Origin of the sequence: Roseobacter sp. CCS2, assembly GCF_000169435.1 — a bacterium.
GTDB lineage: Bacteria > Pseudomonadota > Alphaproteobacteria > Rhodobacterales > Rhodobacteraceae > Yoonia.
In genome coordinates, this window is the sequence record NZ_AAYB01000002.1 from 246918 (window position 1) to 261622 (window position 14705).

16 protein-coding genes and 1 tRNA gene are annotated in these 14705 nt (G+C 53.7%); 12 read left to right on the plus strand and 5 right to left on the minus strand.

The annotated features are described in order from the left end of the window. The first annotated feature begins 38 nt into the window (after positions 1-38). Positions 39-1922, plus strand: a complete 1884-nt coding sequence (locus RCCS2_RS07835; protein ID WP_008233001.1) for a PhoX family protein — start codon at positions 39-41, stop codon at positions 1920-1922. Here RCCS2_RS07835 and RCCS2_RS07840 read toward each other — a convergent pair. Continuing rightward, on the minus strand, positions 1891-2118 hold the full coding sequence (locus RCCS2_RS07840) for a hypothetical protein (RefSeq protein WP_008233002.1): 228 nt from the start codon (positions 2116-2118) through the stop codon (positions 1891-1893). The genes RCCS2_RS07835 and RCCS2_RS07840 overlap by 32 nt on opposite strands. A gap of 320 nt (positions 2119-2438) precedes the next feature. Between RCCS2_RS07840 and tuf the strand changes: the two genes are divergently transcribed. Together tuf and RCCS2_RS07850 are read left to right on the plus strand one after the other, a co-directional pair. Continuing rightward, the gene (gene tuf, locus RCCS2_RS07845) at positions 2439-3614 is read left to right on the plus strand and encodes an elongation factor Tu (RefSeq protein WP_008233003.1); all 1176 of its coding nucleotides are present in this window, start codon (positions 2439-2441) and stop codon (positions 3612-3614) included. A gap of 153 nt (positions 3615-3767) precedes the next feature. Further along, complete coding sequence (locus RCCS2_RS07850) at positions 3768-4427, plus strand: CatB-related O-acetyltransferase (RefSeq protein WP_037293742.1); 660 nt, start codon at positions 3768-3770, stop codon at positions 4425-4427. Here the strand turns inward: RCCS2_RS07850 and RCCS2_RS07855 are convergent. Continuing rightward, positions 4424-5113 carry a lysophospholipid acyltransferase family protein gene (locus RCCS2_RS07855; protein WP_037293744.1) on the minus strand — a complete coding sequence of 230 codons (690 nt, stop codon included), beginning with the start codon at positions 5111-5113 and terminating at the stop codon, positions 4424-4426. The genes RCCS2_RS07850 and RCCS2_RS07855 overlap by 4 nt on opposite strands. Before the next feature lie 125 nt (positions 5114-5238). On the opposite strand from RCCS2_RS07855, the gene RCCS2_RS07860 reads away from it, so the two are divergent. From RCCS2_RS07860 to nusG, 4 genes are all read left to right on the plus strand, one after another. Next, positions 5239-5314 (plus strand) — tRNA-Trp (locus RCCS2_RS07860). A gap of 44 nt (positions 5315-5358) precedes the next feature. Further along, positions 5359-6255, plus strand: coding sequence for a hypothetical protein (locus RCCS2_RS07865; RefSeq protein WP_037293938.1), 897 nt, complete (start codon positions 5359-5361; stop codon positions 6253-6255). A 92-nt stretch (positions 6256-6347) separates the two neighbouring features. After that, on the plus strand, positions 6348-6548 hold the full coding sequence (secE, locus tag RCCS2_RS07870; RefSeq protein ID WP_008233007.1) for a preprotein translocase subunit SecE: 201 nt from the start codon (positions 6348-6350) through the stop codon (positions 6546-6548). 189 nt (positions 6549-6737) lie between these two features. Then, positions 6738-7268, plus strand: coding sequence for a transcription termination/antitermination protein NusG (gene nusG, locus RCCS2_RS07875; protein ID WP_008233009.1), 531 nt, complete (start codon positions 6738-6740; stop codon positions 7266-7268). A 146-nt stretch (positions 7269-7414) separates the two neighbouring features. On the opposite strand, the gene RCCS2_RS07880 is transcribed toward nusG, so the two are convergent. After that, entirely contained in the window at positions 7415-7795 is a 381-nt protein-coding gene (locus RCCS2_RS07880; RefSeq protein WP_198007037.1) for a GFA family protein, read from the minus strand. A gap of 344 nt (positions 7796-8139) precedes the next feature. Between RCCS2_RS07880 and rplK the strand changes: the two genes are divergently transcribed. Both rplK and rplA read left to right on the plus strand, forming a co-directional pair. Further along, positions 8140-8565 carry a 50S ribosomal protein L11 gene (gene rplK / locus RCCS2_RS07885; protein WP_008233014.1) on the plus strand — a complete coding sequence of 142 codons (426 nt, stop codon included), beginning with the start codon at positions 8140-8142 and terminating at the stop codon, positions 8563-8565. Next, a complete protein-coding gene (gene rplA, locus RCCS2_RS07890; protein WP_008233016.1) occupies positions 8565-9266 on the plus strand; it encodes a 50S ribosomal protein L1 in 702 nt (233 codons plus the stop codon). The genes rplK and rplA overlap by 1 nt, the downstream gene beginning before the upstream one ends. 15 nt (positions 9267-9281) lie before the next feature. Here rplA and RCCS2_RS07895 read toward each other — a convergent pair whose 3' ends face one another. Further along, the gene (locus tag RCCS2_RS07895) at positions 9282-11078 is read right to left on the minus strand and encodes a sensor domain-containing protein (RefSeq protein ID WP_008233018.1); all 1797 of its coding nucleotides are present in this window, start codon (positions 11076-11078) and stop codon (positions 9282-9284) included. Positions 11079-11416: 338 nt separating this feature from the next. Between RCCS2_RS07895 and rplJ the strand changes: the two genes are divergently transcribed. Together rplJ and rplL are read left to right on the plus strand one after the other, a co-directional pair. After that, complete coding sequence (gene rplJ, locus RCCS2_RS07900) at positions 11417-11929, plus strand: 50S ribosomal protein L10 (RefSeq protein WP_008233020.1); 513 nt, start codon at positions 11417-11419, stop codon at positions 11927-11929. Positions 11930-11997: 68 nt separating this feature from the next. Beyond that, positions 11998-12372 (plus strand): 50S ribosomal protein L7/L12, encoded by a 375-nt coding sequence (gene rplL, locus RCCS2_RS07905; protein ID WP_008233022.1) that lies wholly within the window; start codon positions 11998-12000, stop codon positions 12370-12372. Positions 12373-12719: 347 nt separating this feature from the next. Here the strand turns inward: rplL and RCCS2_RS07910 are convergent, their stop codons facing one another. After that, the gene (locus RCCS2_RS07910) at positions 12720-13676 is read right to left on the minus strand and encodes a hypothetical protein (protein ID WP_156788477.1); all 957 of its coding nucleotides are present in this window, start codon (positions 13674-13676) and stop codon (positions 12720-12722) included. Between the two features lie 129 nt (positions 13677-13805). Between RCCS2_RS07910 and RCCS2_RS07915 the strand changes: the two genes are divergently transcribed. Then, positions 13806-14459 carry a hypothetical protein gene (locus RCCS2_RS07915; protein WP_156788478.1) on the plus strand — a complete coding sequence of 218 codons (654 nt, stop codon included), beginning with the start codon at positions 13806-13808 and terminating at the stop codon, positions 14457-14459. Positions 14460-14705 lie beyond the last annotated feature (246 nt).

Genomic DNA, 14705 nt, shown 5'->3' on the forward strand with positions numbered 1-14705 from the left:
CGTCGCGCTGTTGCCGAAACCAGCAAGGAGCTAGTGCGATGAAAGACAACGATACTTATGATCTCTCTTGGGATGAATGGGACGAGCTGCAGCGCCCCGCGCCCGACAAATCCGACTTTGACGATGTGGTCGAAGCTGCGATTTCACGCCGCGGCTTTCTAGGCGGCGTGTTGGCCTATGGGTCTGGTGCTGCCGTGATGGGCACCGGGCTGCTGTCCAGCACCGCCGCTGAGGCAATGGGTGCGAGCCGGTTTGGTTTCACGCCGATCCCTATTCAGACAGATGGGACCGTGCATGTGCCAGAAGGTTATTCATGGCACCCTGTCGCGCGCTGGGGTGAGCCGTTGTTTTCGGATGCTGAGGAACTGAGCCAGCAAACGGCGATTGGCGTGGCAAGCTCTGATCGTGTGTTTGGTGAAAATACCGACGGCATGGAGGCCTTTGTGGTTGACGGCCGTCAGGTCATTGCAGTGAACCATGAATATGTGAACACCAAAGTCAATCTGCCGATGAACGAAGACGGTGCTGTGACCAGCGCCGATGACGTGCTGACCTTGCAAAACATGCAAGGTGTGACCGTCATGGAGGTGGCCGAGGGCGCTGATGGCTGGACGATTGTTGTGGACAGTGACCTGAACCGCCGCATCACCCAGAACACACCGATGGTAATCAAAGGGCCAGCAGCAGGGCATCCGCTACTACGGACTGCGGCAGACCCTTTTGGTACAACTGTGTTGGGCACCATGAACAACTGCGGTGCGGGCAAAACGCCTTGGGGTACATATCTGACCTGCGAAGAGAACTTTAATGGCTACTTTGGGTCCACCGATCCGGAATTTGAACGCCCCGCGGATTATGTTCGTTACGGCATCGGCCTTGAGGGGCGCTATGCTTACGAAAAATTCGACGCCCGTTTCGACGTCAGTCAAAACCCGAATGAACCGCACCGCTTTGGCTATATCGTGGAAATCGACCCAACCGATCCGACATCAACCCCGATCAAGCACACGGCACTTGGCCGTTTCAAGCACGAGAATGCAGCGGCCACGATTGCCCCCGATGGCCGTGTTGTCGTCTATATGGGGGATGATGAACGCGGTGAGTTCTTGTATAAATATGTCTCGAACGGCGTCTATACACCGGGCGGTCCGACGTCGGCACTGCTTGATGATGGTCAGCTCTATGTGGCCAAGTTCAACAACGATCTGACCGGACAATGGGTGGCCCTGACATCCGAAACCACCGGCATGGATGAAGCTGAAATCGCGATTTTCACCCGCATGGCTGCATCGAAAGTCGGTGCAACCACCATGGATCGTCCTGAATGGGTGGCGGTCAACACGGTTGCGGCAGAAGCGTATTGCTGTCTGACCAACAATCGCAATCGCGGGGTCAAGCCGAACGCAGGCGGGGATGACACACCGGTGAACGGCCCGAACCCGCGTGCTGAAAACCACTATGGCCAGATCGTGCGCTGGTATCCCAGTAATGATGATCATGGCGCTGACACCTTTACATGGGACCTTTATGTCATGGCTGGCAACCCGACCGTGCATGACGACGTCTATGGTGGGTCGTCCAACATCAACGCCGGCAACCTGTTCAATTCGCCTGATGGCATGATGTTTGACAGCACAGGCCTGCTTTGGATTCAGACAGACGGTGATGATGACAACGCAGGCGACTTTGCGGGCATGGGCAATAACCAGATGCTGGCCGGTGATCCGGCCACGGGCCAGATTGAGCGGTTCCTGACGGGTCCGAACGGATCCGAGGTCACGGGTCTGACATGGTCTGCGGACAAACGAACGATGTTTGTGGGCATACAGCATCCTGCAGCGCCGTTCCCTGACGGAGAGGGTAAGTTGCCAAGATCGTCGATTGTGGCGGTCAAACGAGACGACAATTTGCCAGTTGGTTAAATGTCGTTGGGGCAGGCCATTTCGGTCTGCCCCAACACTCTGGCGGTGTTGATCCACCAAAAATTGGGTGCCCATCTGGGTCAATGATCACAATGATCACAATGATCACAATGATCACAAAGATCGCAAAGATCGCAAGGCCGATGGGGCGCTCATCTGCTTCGCTGACAAAGGCGATGCTTGGATTTTCAAGCATCTTTGCAGATCACGCGCGTATATCGCATGTATCAAGTTTCTAAATACACTGATCCCATCTGCGATTGAATGGCAGCATATTCCCCTCAAGCCCCCCGCAAAAAGGGCTGATCACAGCGTCACCATCGCGTGGGATTTGCCAGCCTTGCGCCGACCGCACCGGCACTCAGCACACGCATCCTCATAATGTCATATTAAAAAAACGGGCTCACAGTCATGTTGCCTCAACCCAAGACTTGATTTCCCCGGCGTTTCCCAATACATCGCCCGCGATGTTGGACCGGGCCGGTTTTGGCCCCGCAATTATAAGGGCCCTGCAAAATGGCAAAGGCAAAGTTTGAACGTAATAAGCCGCACGTAAACATTGGCACAATCGGCCACGTTGACCACGGCAAGACCACATTGACCGCTGCGATCACCAAGTATTTTGGTGACTTTCAGGCGTATGATCAGATCGACGGCGCGCCCGAAGAAAAAGCGCGTGGTATCACCATTTCCACAGCCCACGTTGAGTATGAGACTGACGCGCGTCACTACGCCCACGTCGACTGCCCGGGTCACGCCGACTACGTCAAGAACATGATCACCGGTGCCGCCCAGATGGACGGCGCGATCCTGGTTGTGAACGCCGCTGACGGCCCGATGCCACAGACCCGCGAGCATATCCTGCTGGGCCGTCAGGTGGGCATCCCCTACATGGTTGTCTACATGAACAAGGTTGATCAGGTTGACGACGACGAGCTGCTTGAGCTGGTTGAGATGGAAATCCGCGAGCTGCTGTCCTCATACGAGTACCCTGGCGACGACATTCCTGTGATCCCGGGTTCGGCTTTGGCCGCAATGGAAGAGCGTGATCCGGAAATCGGTGAAAACTCCATCCGTGCGCTGATGGCGGCTGTGGATGAGTATATCCCGACACCGGCCCGTGCGGTTGACCTGCCGTTCCTGATGCCGATCGAGGACGTGTTCTCGATCTCTGGCCGTGGTACTGTTGTGACGGGCCGTGTTGAGCGTGGCGTGATCAACGTGGGCGACGAGATCGAAATCGTTGGTATCCGCGACACCACGAAGACGACCTGTACTGGCGTTGAAATGTTCCGCAAGCTGCTGGACAGCGGCGAAGCTGGCGACAACATCGGTGCGCTGCTGCGCGGTGTAGACCGTGAAGGCGTTGAGCGTGGTCAGATCCTGTGCAAGCCGGGTTCCGTGAAGCCACACACCAAGTTCGAAGCCGAAGCCTACATCCTGACCAAGGAAGAGGGTGGCCGTCACACGCCGTTCTTCGCCAACTACCGCCCACAGTTCTACTTCCGTACAACTGACGTGACCGGCACGGTTGAGCTGCCAGCGGGCACAGAAATGGTGATGCCGGGCGACAACCTGAAGTTCAACGTCGAGCTGATCGCACCGATCGCAATGGAAGACGGCCTGCGCTTCGCCATCCGCGAAGGCGGCCGGACTGTTGGCGCGGGCGTTGTGTCGAAGATCGTTGAGTAAGCACAACTGACAAATATGTAAGATGGATCATGATCCACCTTACAGCAAAGGCCGCTTCGGAAACGAAGCGGCCTTTTGCTTTTTGACGCCACAGTGTTCCATAGCGACAGCGCGATGATACTGGTACTGAAGCTACAAAACCCCGGAGTGCACATGCCTTTTCCACCCCCCGATACGCTACACCCCGTCACCTTTCCCGATGGCACTGTCCACAAAGGCAACGTGTTTCTTAATAATGCGATCAAACACCCTAATTGGGACATAGGTGACTATACCTATGCCAGTGATTTTGATCCGCCTGACGATTCAGAAGCTTGGGTCGCGCGTTTGGCCCCTTATCTATTTCCAGGTGCACAGGACCGCATTGTTATCGGAAAATTCGGCCAATTTGCCCACGGTATCCAGTTTATCACCGACGGGGCGAATCACGCGCGCGAGGGTTTTTCGACATTTCCTTTCGCCATACACGAACCTGATCGGTTCATGACTTATCCGTCAACTTTACGACCGGGTCGCGACATTCGGATCGGCCATGATGTTTGGATCGGGACGGGTGCGCGCATCATGGCGGGGGCGCAGATTGGCAATGGTGTGATTGTGGGGGCCGGTGCCGTGGTTAGCGGCGCCATACCGGACTATGCGATTGTCGCCGGCAATCGCGCCACTGTGCAGCGGATGCGGTTTGATGACGCGACGATAGCGACCCTGAATAAGATTGCCTGGTGGGATTGGGACATCGCAAAGATCCTAAAGAACGAAGCGGCTATCGTCGGGGCCGATCTTGAGGCGTTGATCCGGGCCGCCAAGACTTAAGGTCCGGGCGGCAATCCTGCCAAAGCATCGGCGCGATGTGCGGCGTTGGTCAACGTCTTTTGCAGCGCAGCACGCAGGGCGGTAACCTCGGCTTCGCTTGGTTTGCGCGCAACGGCATGATCGCAGCTTTGAAAGACATAGGCGCCTTTGCCAAAGGGTCTGGGCACCAGCATCTGATCCCATGATTGCAGCCGCTGCCCTTTGGTTGTTGAAAACGCGTAGCAATAGACCGGCACACCCGTGACCCGCGCCCAATCCAGTGGTGCGTCTTTGACGGCCAATGCCGGACCCAATGGTCCATCGCCGGTCATGCCGATGCTTACGCCATCTTTGACGCGTTTCAGCACCGTACGAGATGCCGCCCGGTTCGACAGCTTGCGCGACATTTCCATCGGTTGCAGCCCCGCACGTCTTTGCAGTGCGCCAGACACCCGCCCAATAGGTGAACGATCATAAAGGCTTGAGAGAGGGCCGTCACCCACAGGCCAGTGAAACGCCCCCATAATGGACCGGCTGTGCCACATCACCAATAAGACCGGGCCGTTGGCAAGGTCTGTCTTCAGATCCTCAAGCCCTTCGACCTGCCACGTTGTCGTGCGATTGCATAGCGCCAGATAAGCCCCTGCAACACCTGCAACGCCAGAAGCAAGAAGCGTGGACTGTTCAATGCGTTTGCGCAGGGACATCGGATGACGGGCCTTTGGTTGCCGATTGCGCCCTTGTTGTCGCATTTCTGGGTGTGAACACAAGTGTGCCGCACTTATCCCTCTTGATCCCGCGTTGGTTTCGGACTAACCCGACACCCGGTCGTAGGGGTATAGCTCAGTTGGTAGAGCGGCGGTCTCCAAAACCGTAGGTCCCGGGTTCAAGTCCTGGTGCCCCTGCCAGACCAGATCGCAGGCAAATGTCGCCGGAGGATCAGACCAACCTCATGACAGACCGCACCCTTCGCATTGCTTTCCATATTGGAGCGCATAAGACGGCCACGTCCCATCTACAGCGTTCGCTGATGCGCGCGCGGGACGCATTGGGCGCGCAGGGCGTGCAATACTATGGCCCGGATCATTTTCGACTGCCCGGCAACAGCATTCAGGCGCTCTTTGCGTTTCAGCCGGGGGTAGAGGCAGATAAGCCGATACGCCCGGCGAATACGCAACTGGCCATGCTGCAAAAGGATGGCCACCGGATTGTGCTGAGTGAAGAGAATTTTATTGGCCCGCTGAACCAGCCACATGGGCGCGGGATGCGCCATCGTTACAAGGCCGCTGGTGATCGGCTGACTGAACTGTCGACGGCGGTTGGTCAGGACGTAGATGTTTTTTTGGCCGTCCGCCGCCCGACAGCGTTTATCAATTCGGCCTATTGCCAGATGCTACTGGGCGGGCGCGTGCAGCCGGTGGCGGTTTTTCAACGGCGTAATCCGCTAAGCAGTGTCGACTGGGTTGATCTGGTCACGCGCCTGCGGGCGGCACCCGGCGTGGGGACCCTTACGGTCTGGAAATACGAAGATTATGGCGCCGTTTTTCCACAGATCATCGCTGGCCTTGTGGGGGCAGAGGCCGCGGATTGCGTTGCCCCTCGACCACGTCGCATCAATCGCGGCTTGTCTACTGCGGCGGTTGCACAGGTTTTGGCTGATGAGGGTGGGGCCACCGCACCAAAAGTTGCCCAGGCGGCACGGCAGATGTTCCCGATCGAAGACGGCCATGACCCGTTTGACGGCTTTGCCCCAGAAGAACACGCGATTGGTGATGCGGCCTACGCGCGCCAGCTTGCCAGCATTGCGGCCATGCAAGGTGTGACCCTGTTGTGCCGTCCGTCCCCTTGACGTCATCTTGATGGGTGTCGCATTCAAACGGGCTTGAATTTGCGCAGCAGAGTCCGTAAGTCCGTCTTGTTTCGAAAAAGGACAAAAGCGCCATGGCCATCGCCAATCCAATGAAGTTCATTCAGGAAGTCCGTGCAGAGGTTTCCAAGGTCGTTTGGCCCACCCGCCGCGAGGTGCTGATGACCACTGTGATGGTCTTTATCATGGCCGCGCTGACTGCCGTGTTCTTTGCGCTGGTTGATTTGTTGATCCGCACCGGGCTGAACGGTGTGCTGACTTACTTTGGCAGCTAATCGCACCGGATTTTCCGCACAGGTCTTGAAAACCGGGTAAGGCAACGGTAATAGCCAACAACTTCCCGAAAATGGCGTGCTGCGAATCAAGTTGCACGCCGCTTTTATTTTCGAGACTGGCAGTTCGCACTGCCAAAACAATGCAATTGCGGTCCACATCGGACCAATGACGACAAGGTGCTCTGACAGATGGCCAAACGGTGGTATTCGGTAAGCGTTCTCTCAAACTTTGAGAAGAAGATCGCAGAGGCGATCCGCCAGAAGGCGGACGAGCAAGGTCTGTCGGATCAGATCGACGAAGTGTTGGTGCCAACCGAGGAAGTCATCGAAATTCGTCGCAACAAGAAAGTAACCGCCGAGCGCCGCTTTATGCCTGGTTACGTTCTGGTCCACATGGAAATGTCGGACGAAGGTTATCACCTGATCAATTCAATCAATCGCGTTACAGGTTTCCTGGGCCCGCAAGGCCGCCCAATGCCAATGCGCGACGCCGAAGTGCAGGCCATCCTTGGCCGTGTACAAGAGGGCGAAGACGCGCCACGCACCCTGATCCACTTTGAGATCGGTGAGAAGGTCAAGGTCAACGACGGTCCGTTTGAAGACTTTGACGGCATGGTCGAAGAAGTTGACGATGAGAACCAGCGCCTGAAGGTGACTGTATCCATCTTTGGACGCGCAACGCCGGTCGAACTGGAATTCACGCAGGTGTCCAAGCAGTAAATCCACCGTGGGCAGACGCCAGGAGGGAGCGCCGCGCGCTCTCTTTTTTGTCGCATAGGTATGGTTTGAGTCCTTATTGTCCGATGCTGCGCTGAGCATAAATGTCCGCACTGCCAACTTTAGCCCTCGCTGCAGTGAGGGTTGGCCTAGAACCACATATCGGCAACGCGGCGATTATCTTCCGGGAGGTCGTCAAAGCTATGAAGCCCGTCAAAATGCTCGACCGGCAAGGTTTCGACATTTTCTGGAGAACTGATCATACGCAGATTTGCCGCAACTTTGATCCGCCCTTCATCGTTCGGCCTGAGCGCCTTGTAATAAGTAAGGCATCCGCATGTAGGGCAGAAATGGAAAGATATACTATCACCTCGAGAATAAGCTGTATTGGAGCCGTAAACGGTGATGACTTCGGTTTCCCAACCATAAATCCATAGGGCACCGTAGCGCCTGCAAATGGTACAGTTGCACGCCGTTGTTGCGCATGGAACGCCATTGAAAGTCCAGCCCGAAGCCCCGCAGTGGCACATTCCCTCAAGCAAAACTTCGCCCCTTCTACGAGTAAGGTTCAAGGGCTGACCAGTCGCCCTTATTTGAAACTACCTGATACCAGCCGTTGAAGCTAGATGCAGCGAACGGCAGCAAAGTCCGCATTTCAGACACTGAGCAAAAACCTGTTGGTTGCGCTTTGCGCATTATGTCCGCGTCCGGTGGAAAACCCTTGCAATAGGATTGATTCACCCCTAATTGCCCGCAGGTCGGTGCAAACACTGGCATCCATGTGGGAGGCGAGGTGCACGCGTGTATCAGACCGGACCACACAACGAAAAGCCCTGCGGTCGCGACCAAAGGGCGTTGCAAAAGGAAAAGGCTCATGGCCAAGAAAATTGTGGGTACGCTCAAACTGCAGGTTCCTGCAGGTGCAGCAAACCCGTCCCCACCTGTCGGTCCAGCGCTGGGTCAGCGCGGCATCAACATCATGGAATTCTGTAAAGCGTTCAACGCCAAGACAGCTGACATGGAAAATGGCGCACCTTGCCCGACCGTGATCACATACTATCAGGACAAGTCGTTCTCGATGGAAATCAAGACGCCACCTGCGTCTTACTACATCAAGAAAGCCGCCAAGCTAAAGTCCGGCAGCCAGACACCTGGTAAATCGGTTGCGGGTTCTATCACTGGTAAGCAGGTGCGTGAAATCGCCGAAGCGAAGATGAAAGACCTCAACGCCAACGACATCGAAGGCGCAATGTTGATCATCGCGGGCTCTGCTCGCTCTATGGGCATCGAGGTGAAGTAATGGCAAAGTTCGGTAAGCGTACAACTGCGGCACGCGCCGCATTCGAAGGCAAGCATAACGTATCCGTTAGCGAAGCTGCATCTATGGTCAAAGACAACGCCAAGGCGAAGTTTGATGAAAGCATCGAAATCGCAATGACATTGGGCGTTGACCCACGTCACGCAGACCAGATGGTGCGCGGCACGGTGTCCTTGCCACACGGCACAGGTAAGACTGTCCGCGTTGCTGTCTTCGCCCGTGGCGACAAGGCTGAAGAAGCAAAGGCAGCTGGTGCAGACATCGTCGGTGCCGAAGACCTGATGGAAACCGTTCAGGGCGGCACGATTGATTTTGATCGCTGCATCGCAACACCTGACATGATGGCCGTTGTTGGCCGTCTGGGTAAGGTTCTGGGTCCACGTAACCTGATGCCAAACCCACGCGTTGGCACAGTGACCATGGACGTCAAGGAAGCTGTGGAAGCAGCAAAGGGCGGCCAGGTACAGTTCAAGGCGGAAAAAGCGGGTGTGGTTCACGCCGGTATCGGCAAGGCCTCTTTCTCTGCGCAGCAGATCGAAGAGAACATGAAAGCCTTTGTTGATGCGGTTAGCAAAGCCAAGCCAACAGGTGCCAAAGGGACGTACATGAAGAAGATCGCTGTCAGCTCAACTATGGGTCCAGGCGTTTCGATCGACGTGGCCTCGGCGACTGGCAACGACTAAAACGCAGCTTTTCGACTAAGCAGATTTCGGCAGGCCCTTCGGGTCTGCCGTTTGCGTTTGATAGGCAGCTTGTTGATCGCGCAGATAATCTAGGAATGCGCCGGCCGGCATCGGTTTTGCATAAACAAAGCCTTGAAACAGTTCGCAGCCAAGGTCCCGCAAAATGGCGACATCAGTTTTGGTCTCAACCCCTTCGGCCAACGCCTCTATCTCTAGGGCCCGGGCAATTTCCAAAATAGCAGAAACCACCTTTCGTTGTACTGGATCGTTGATGGCCGCTTGTACAAGGTGGCGATCTATTTTGATGCGGTCAGGCCGCACTTCAAGCAAACTGGTGATAGATGCGTGGCCGCTGCCAAAATCATCGGCTTCAATCTGAACACCCATCGCGCGAAGATGTTTAAGGTTTTCAATAACGACGGGCTCTCTGAGTAATTCATCAAAGCTGATCGTTTCCAAGAGTTCAAATTTGAGCTGACAATCGCGGTTGAGCCAGCATTCGCGCACATCATCGACAAGATTGGGATCTCTCAGGCGTCCGGTGCTTAGGTTGATTGAGACTGATTTCAGATATAGCCCAACGCCTTTTGCGCGATCAACAAAGTACAGTGCTTTGTGCATCATGCAGCGGTCAATGTCGGCAACAACGCCAACTTCGGCTGCAACATCAAGAAATGCGTCTGGGTCAAGCAGCCCCAGTTCAGGATGCTGCCATCGCGCCAAAGCCTCTGCACCGATGATCATATTGGTATCATCGTGGATTTGTGGCTGGAAAAACGGGATAACCTCATCATTGCGAATGGCGGCACTGATTTCACTTGCAAGCTTACGCCGTGCGGCAATCAGGCCCAGCATTTCTGGCGTCAGTTCGCGTGTGCAACCGCGCCCGGTTTTCTTTGCCTCATAAAGGGCAATATCAGCATCTGCGACAAGTTGCTGGAGCGAGGTTTTCCCGCTGATGCCAGAGGCAATTCCGATGCTCGCACTGACCGATGTTACTTGTCGGTCCACCGCAATCGGTTTCTCCATGACATCAAGTATCGCGTCGGCCATCCAACGCGCTGTTTCAATCTCTGCGTTGTCGGCAAGCACGATGAGGAATTCATCCCCACCCATGCGGTAAACCGGGCCTATACCACTTGCGATGCGTCGCAACCGGTCTGCGGCTGTTTTAAGTACAATGTCTCCTGCCGGATGGCCGAGGGTATCGTTGACCCACTTAAAGCGGTCCAGATCAATGTGCAGCAGGACAATAACATTACCGGCAACACCCAAAGCTTCTTGTGTGTCGCGTTCAAATGCGCGTCGATTGAGAAGACCTGTTAAGCTGTCTTCGTTTACACGTCGTTCAAGTTCGCGCCGGACCTCGGACATTTCTTTGTTTCGTTCGGCCAAGGCCGCATTGCTTGCGATAAGGCGCTGCACGGTTTCGCGTTCTTCGGTAACGTCGTGGCCAATGCCGCGATAGCCCTTGAATGTGCCTGCCGCATCAAAGATGGGCTTTCCGGAAACCCGCAACCAAAGTTCCTGGTTGTCGGTTGGCCGGATAAAGGAATATTCAAAATTCTTAAACGGCCGCCTTGCTTCAAGATCGGCAAAATGTGCTTTCCAAAGTCCGGATGAGGACAAAACCCCCGGTAGCTTTGCGCGTGACGCGCCCATAATATCAGCGATTTTGATCTTTAGAACGGATTCAATCCGTCCTGAAAGATAACTCATTCGGTGTTCTGCATCTGATTCCCAAAACCAATCCGATGCAATTTCGGCAAAATCTTCAAGCTTACGGAAGTTATTGGAATCCAGATTTGCCATGGCTTGGTTTAGCCTGCCAACCCTCAACAAGGCGTTAGCGGCATCACCCGCAATCAGGCTATCGATGCAAAAAACCCAAACGGGCCTTGGCTTTTGACGTTTGGCACACTAATGCTGCAGCAGGCCCGTGCGTTTGATTCGTCTGGGCCTTTATTCGTCCGAGACGGTGGGTTGGTCCCAGACCATTAATTCCTGCCTGAGATGGGATAAACCAGAATTCCTGAGGCTCGCCTCAAACCGTTCTGGCATGCCCCGTTTACGAAGGACTGTAGACTGTTGGGCGGCCTGACCGTTTGACAAAATTGAGCCGGGGGAAACCCCAAACTTGGAGTAAAACTGTGGATAGAGCACAAAAAGAACAGCTGGTCGACGATCTCGGCCAGATCTTTGAAAGCTCTGGCGTCGTAGTGGTTGCCCACTACGAAGGCATGACAGTTGCTGAAATGCAGGACCTGCGCGCGCACATGCGTGAAGCGGGCGGTTCCGTACGCGTTGCCAAGAACAAGCTCGCCAAAATCGCCCTTGAGGGTAAGCCATGTGCAAACATCGCTGAATACCTCGAAGGCATGACTGTACTCGCTTACTCGGAAGACCCCGTCGCTGCGGCGAAGGTTGTCGACAAGTACGCCAAAGAGAATGACAAGCTGGTCATCCTCGGCGGTGCTATGGGTGATACAGCATTGGACGTCGCTGGTGTGAAAGCCGTTGCCGGGATGCCATCACGCGAGGAGCTTATTGCTTCTATCGTGGGCTGCATCGGGGCACCAGGCAGCAACATCGCCGGGGCCATTGGCGCGCCTGCTTCGAACATCGCAAGCGTTCTCTCAACCATCGAAGAGAAAGCTGCATAAAGCATCTGAATTGACTTGGGGGGTCACCCTCACGTTGGAACACACCTAACTGAAACGGAAAGCATAAAATGGCTGATCTGAAGAAAATGGCTGAAGAGATTGTCGCACTGACATTGCTCGAAGCACAAGAACTGAAAACCATCCTGAAGGATGAGTATGGCATCGAGCCCGCAGCTGGCGGCGCAGTGATGATGGCATCTGGCGGCGACGCTGGTGGTGAAGCAGCAGCAGAGAAGACAGAATTCGACGTCGTTCTCAAGAACGCTGGCGCATCCAAAATCAACGTCATCAAAGAAGTTCGCGGCATCACAGGTCTTGGCCTGAAAGAAGCCAAAGACCTTGTCGAAGCTGGTGGCAAGATCAAAGAAGGCGCGTCCAAGGACGAAGCTGAAGAGATCAAGAGCAAGCTGGAAGCAGCTGGCGCAGAGGTTGAACTGGCCTAAGTCATTTCAATTTGATCAAAGAGACCGGGTCGCGCAAGCGGCCCGGTTTTTTTGTGTCTGATGGATGGGGCACGCAACGGTCGGCGGGGGTGTCGCGGTGATTTGGGAGACGTCCGCGCGAAACACCTTAACAGCCTGCTTTTGCGTGGTTTGGTGCTGTGCACATGGCGTACATAATGCGTACACAAGCTGTATGTACAGGTGTACGGGATTGGGTGGGTTAAAGGTGCGTGCGGGGAAGGGGTTAAGGATTCTTTTTGGCCCCCTAGGCAGCGTTGTCCCACAGAGAAGCATTACTTATCTGCGTCGCATCATTTGGCGGACTCGGACGCCGGAAGGTGTGTTCGCTAGGTCATTGGGGTTGGAAGGATACCAGCAATAATTAACCTGATAACATCGCCTGCTCTATCGCGAACGAAATAGGTTTGTAGGTATACTTGATCCTGTTTCATCGTATCAATTAGTGTTTGTTTAATTCTCGGTAAGATATCTGATGGGATGCTAAAACTCACAGTCAGCGCTCCATTCTCGATCCTAACTTTACCCCACCCGTTATCCTTGTTGAATTGAATGACATCGCAAAGTATCGCAGTGATCTCCTTGTCCACTACAGATGTCACAATTTCAGAAGCCATATCTTGATCAAGAAATAGCACTGGCTTTGATTTTCCAGACTTCGAAGATGAAACTTCTAGAGTGTCGGCGCTACGTCGTAAAGCTGTCGCCATTTCGCTGATCAACGGTGCCGCCATTGCAATGAGTTTTTCACTTCGTGCGAAGTCGATTTTAGCGATTGCATCAGAGTTTTCGCTTAAACGTGTCTCTCTTGAAATCTCGGCGACTCTGCGTCTGACAAGATCGCGAGCATCTTCGGGCAAATCTTTCAGAATCTGCGCTGAAGAAATTATACCTTCAGCAGCTTGGTCAATTGTAGGTTGCTCTTCGGCTAAGCTGTCTGCTTGCGAAGCGTCCTGCAAAGCTTCTTCACTTAGTTTTTCGATAACTCGTTCACTAACATATGCAACTAAATCACCTAACGATACATTCATGAAGGGGTCTGCCAACGCACCATGGCCTTTGTCCTCCACGTTGATATTAAATGAACCATCAGTTTGACTTGCAAGCCGTACATCAAAGTTCGACTTGTGCGATATTTTTTGCTTAAATTTGCCAGCATTCCTGAACTGCGAGAGCTTAACCAAAAGGCGGGATGCGGCGTACTGAAATCGGGCCGACTCGTAGAAGTTCATGCGATGTTCGTCAGCAAGTGCCCCTTCAAAATGGAATGTTAGCTTCTCTGACATCAGCATTCTTCCTTCTTAGTGTTTTTCAAAGACATAATGCAATCTATAGTTGTTACTTTCGCTTGATAAGGCAACTAAATTCGTGTGTTAATCAATAACTGGGATAAGAAGCCCACAGAGGGAATGCAAATGAACGAAATCAGCGTTGTCGCAATTTGTACCGCCGTAATTGCTGGTCTTGTTTCGATGCTTGGGCTGATCATCGGCAAAGAGCAAAAAATTTCTGAATTCCGACAAGCCTGGATCAACGAACTGCGACAATGCATCGTGGACTACCTAGTTAGCATAAACGCAATTTGTGACATTATAAGACTTAAACAAGCTGGAGAAGGTGATAACAACGCTCTACTGCTTGCTAACTACAAGACATTGAATCAAGCGAGTCATGGCATAACTCTTCGCGTCAACGAAGTGGAGGAAACAGCTAAGAAACTGCTAATTTTGATGGCTGAATTTGAAGTTATTGCTCAAGAGAACGTTTCGCTTACACCAGAGAAAATTAGGGATATCGAGAACGGGTTCACCGCCGCGGCGAAAGAGTTGCTTAAATTTGAATGGAAAAGAGTGAAGGCAGGAGAAAGAGTATTTATCTGGACGAAGCGTATTATAATTTTCATACTATTTGGGTTGTTTGGAATTCTAGCCTTTGCCTGGTACGAAGGAACTGACGAAAACAGACCAGATGAGGCTAATCTCTACCTGATCGGGATGACGTCTAAATATCAAGAGTCTGCTGCGTCGTCACTGTGGCACGATCAAGCTCGGCGTCAGACGGCGGTGTAGGTGATTTGAATTGTGGTCCACCAACAGCAGACACCATCCAGTCAGGTCGCAGTTTTGACCCAATGACACCCACGCTCGCTCTGTTACGAAGTATCACCCAACCCCACCCCCTCAAAAACCCCATTGATTTTCCTTAAAACCCTTGAACTTTGCCCGAATCTCTCATAGGTGGTCGGTTCTGGTCGGCGCAGCATTCGGACAATAGCAAAACTTACTCATTTGAAACTTATCTTTCAAAGCGCCCTC

Excerpts from the sequence above, each read along its gene's own strand:
- nusG (WP_008233009.1), top strand. The coding sequence starts at position 6,738 with ATGGCCAAACGGTGGTATTCGGTAAGCGTTCTCTCAAACTTTGAGAAG.
- RCCS2_RS07840 (WP_008233002.1), bottom strand. The coding sequence starts at position 2,118 with ATGCTTGAAAATCCAAGCATCGCCTTTGTCAGCGAAGCAGATGAGCGC.
- rplK (WP_008233014.1), top strand. The coding sequence starts at position 8,140 with ATGGCCAAGAAAATTGTGGGTACGCTCAAACTGCAGGTTCCTGCAGGT.
- RCCS2_RS07910 (WP_156788477.1), bottom strand. The coding sequence starts at position 13,676 with ATGTCAGAGAAGCTAACATTCCATTTTGAAGGGGCACTTGCTGACGAA.
- RCCS2_RS07880 (WP_198007037.1), bottom strand. The coding sequence starts at position 7,795 with ATGTGCCACTGCGGGGCTTCGGGCTGGACTTTCAATGGCGTTCCATGC.
- tuf (WP_008233003.1), top strand. The coding sequence starts at position 2,439 with ATGGCAAAGGCAAAGTTTGAACGTAATAAGCCGCACGTAAACATTGGC.
- RCCS2_RS07855 (WP_037293744.1), bottom strand. The coding sequence starts at position 5,113 with ATGTCCCTGCGCAAACGCATTGAACAGTCCACGCTTCTTGCTTCTGGC.
- rplL (WP_008233022.1), top strand. The coding sequence starts at position 11,998 with ATGGCTGATCTGAAGAAAATGGCTGAAGAGATTGTCGCACTGACATTG.
- rplA (WP_008233016.1), top strand. The coding sequence starts at position 8,565 with ATGGCAAAGTTCGGTAAGCGTACAACTGCGGCACGCGCCGCATTCGAA.
- RCCS2_RS07915 (WP_156788478.1), top strand. The coding sequence starts at position 13,806 with ATGAACGAAATCAGCGTTGTCGCAATTTGTACCGCCGTAATTGCTGGT.
- RCCS2_RS07865 (WP_037293938.1), top strand. The coding sequence starts at position 5,359 with ATGACAGACCGCACCCTTCGCATTGCTTTCCATATTGGAGCGCATAAG.
- RCCS2_RS07850 (WP_037293742.1), top strand. The coding sequence starts at position 3,768 with ATGCCTTTTCCACCCCCCGATACGCTACACCCCGTCACCTTTCCCGAT.
- RCCS2_RS07895 (WP_008233018.1), bottom strand. The coding sequence starts at position 11,078 with ATGGCAAATCTGGATTCCAATAACTTCCGTAAGCTTGAAGATTTTGCC.
- RCCS2_RS07835 (WP_008233001.1), top strand. The coding sequence starts at position 39 with ATGAAAGACAACGATACTTATGATCTCTCTTGGGATGAATGGGACGAG.
- secE (WP_008233007.1), top strand. The coding sequence starts at position 6,348 with ATGGCCATCGCCAATCCAATGAAGTTCATTCAGGAAGTCCGTGCAGAG.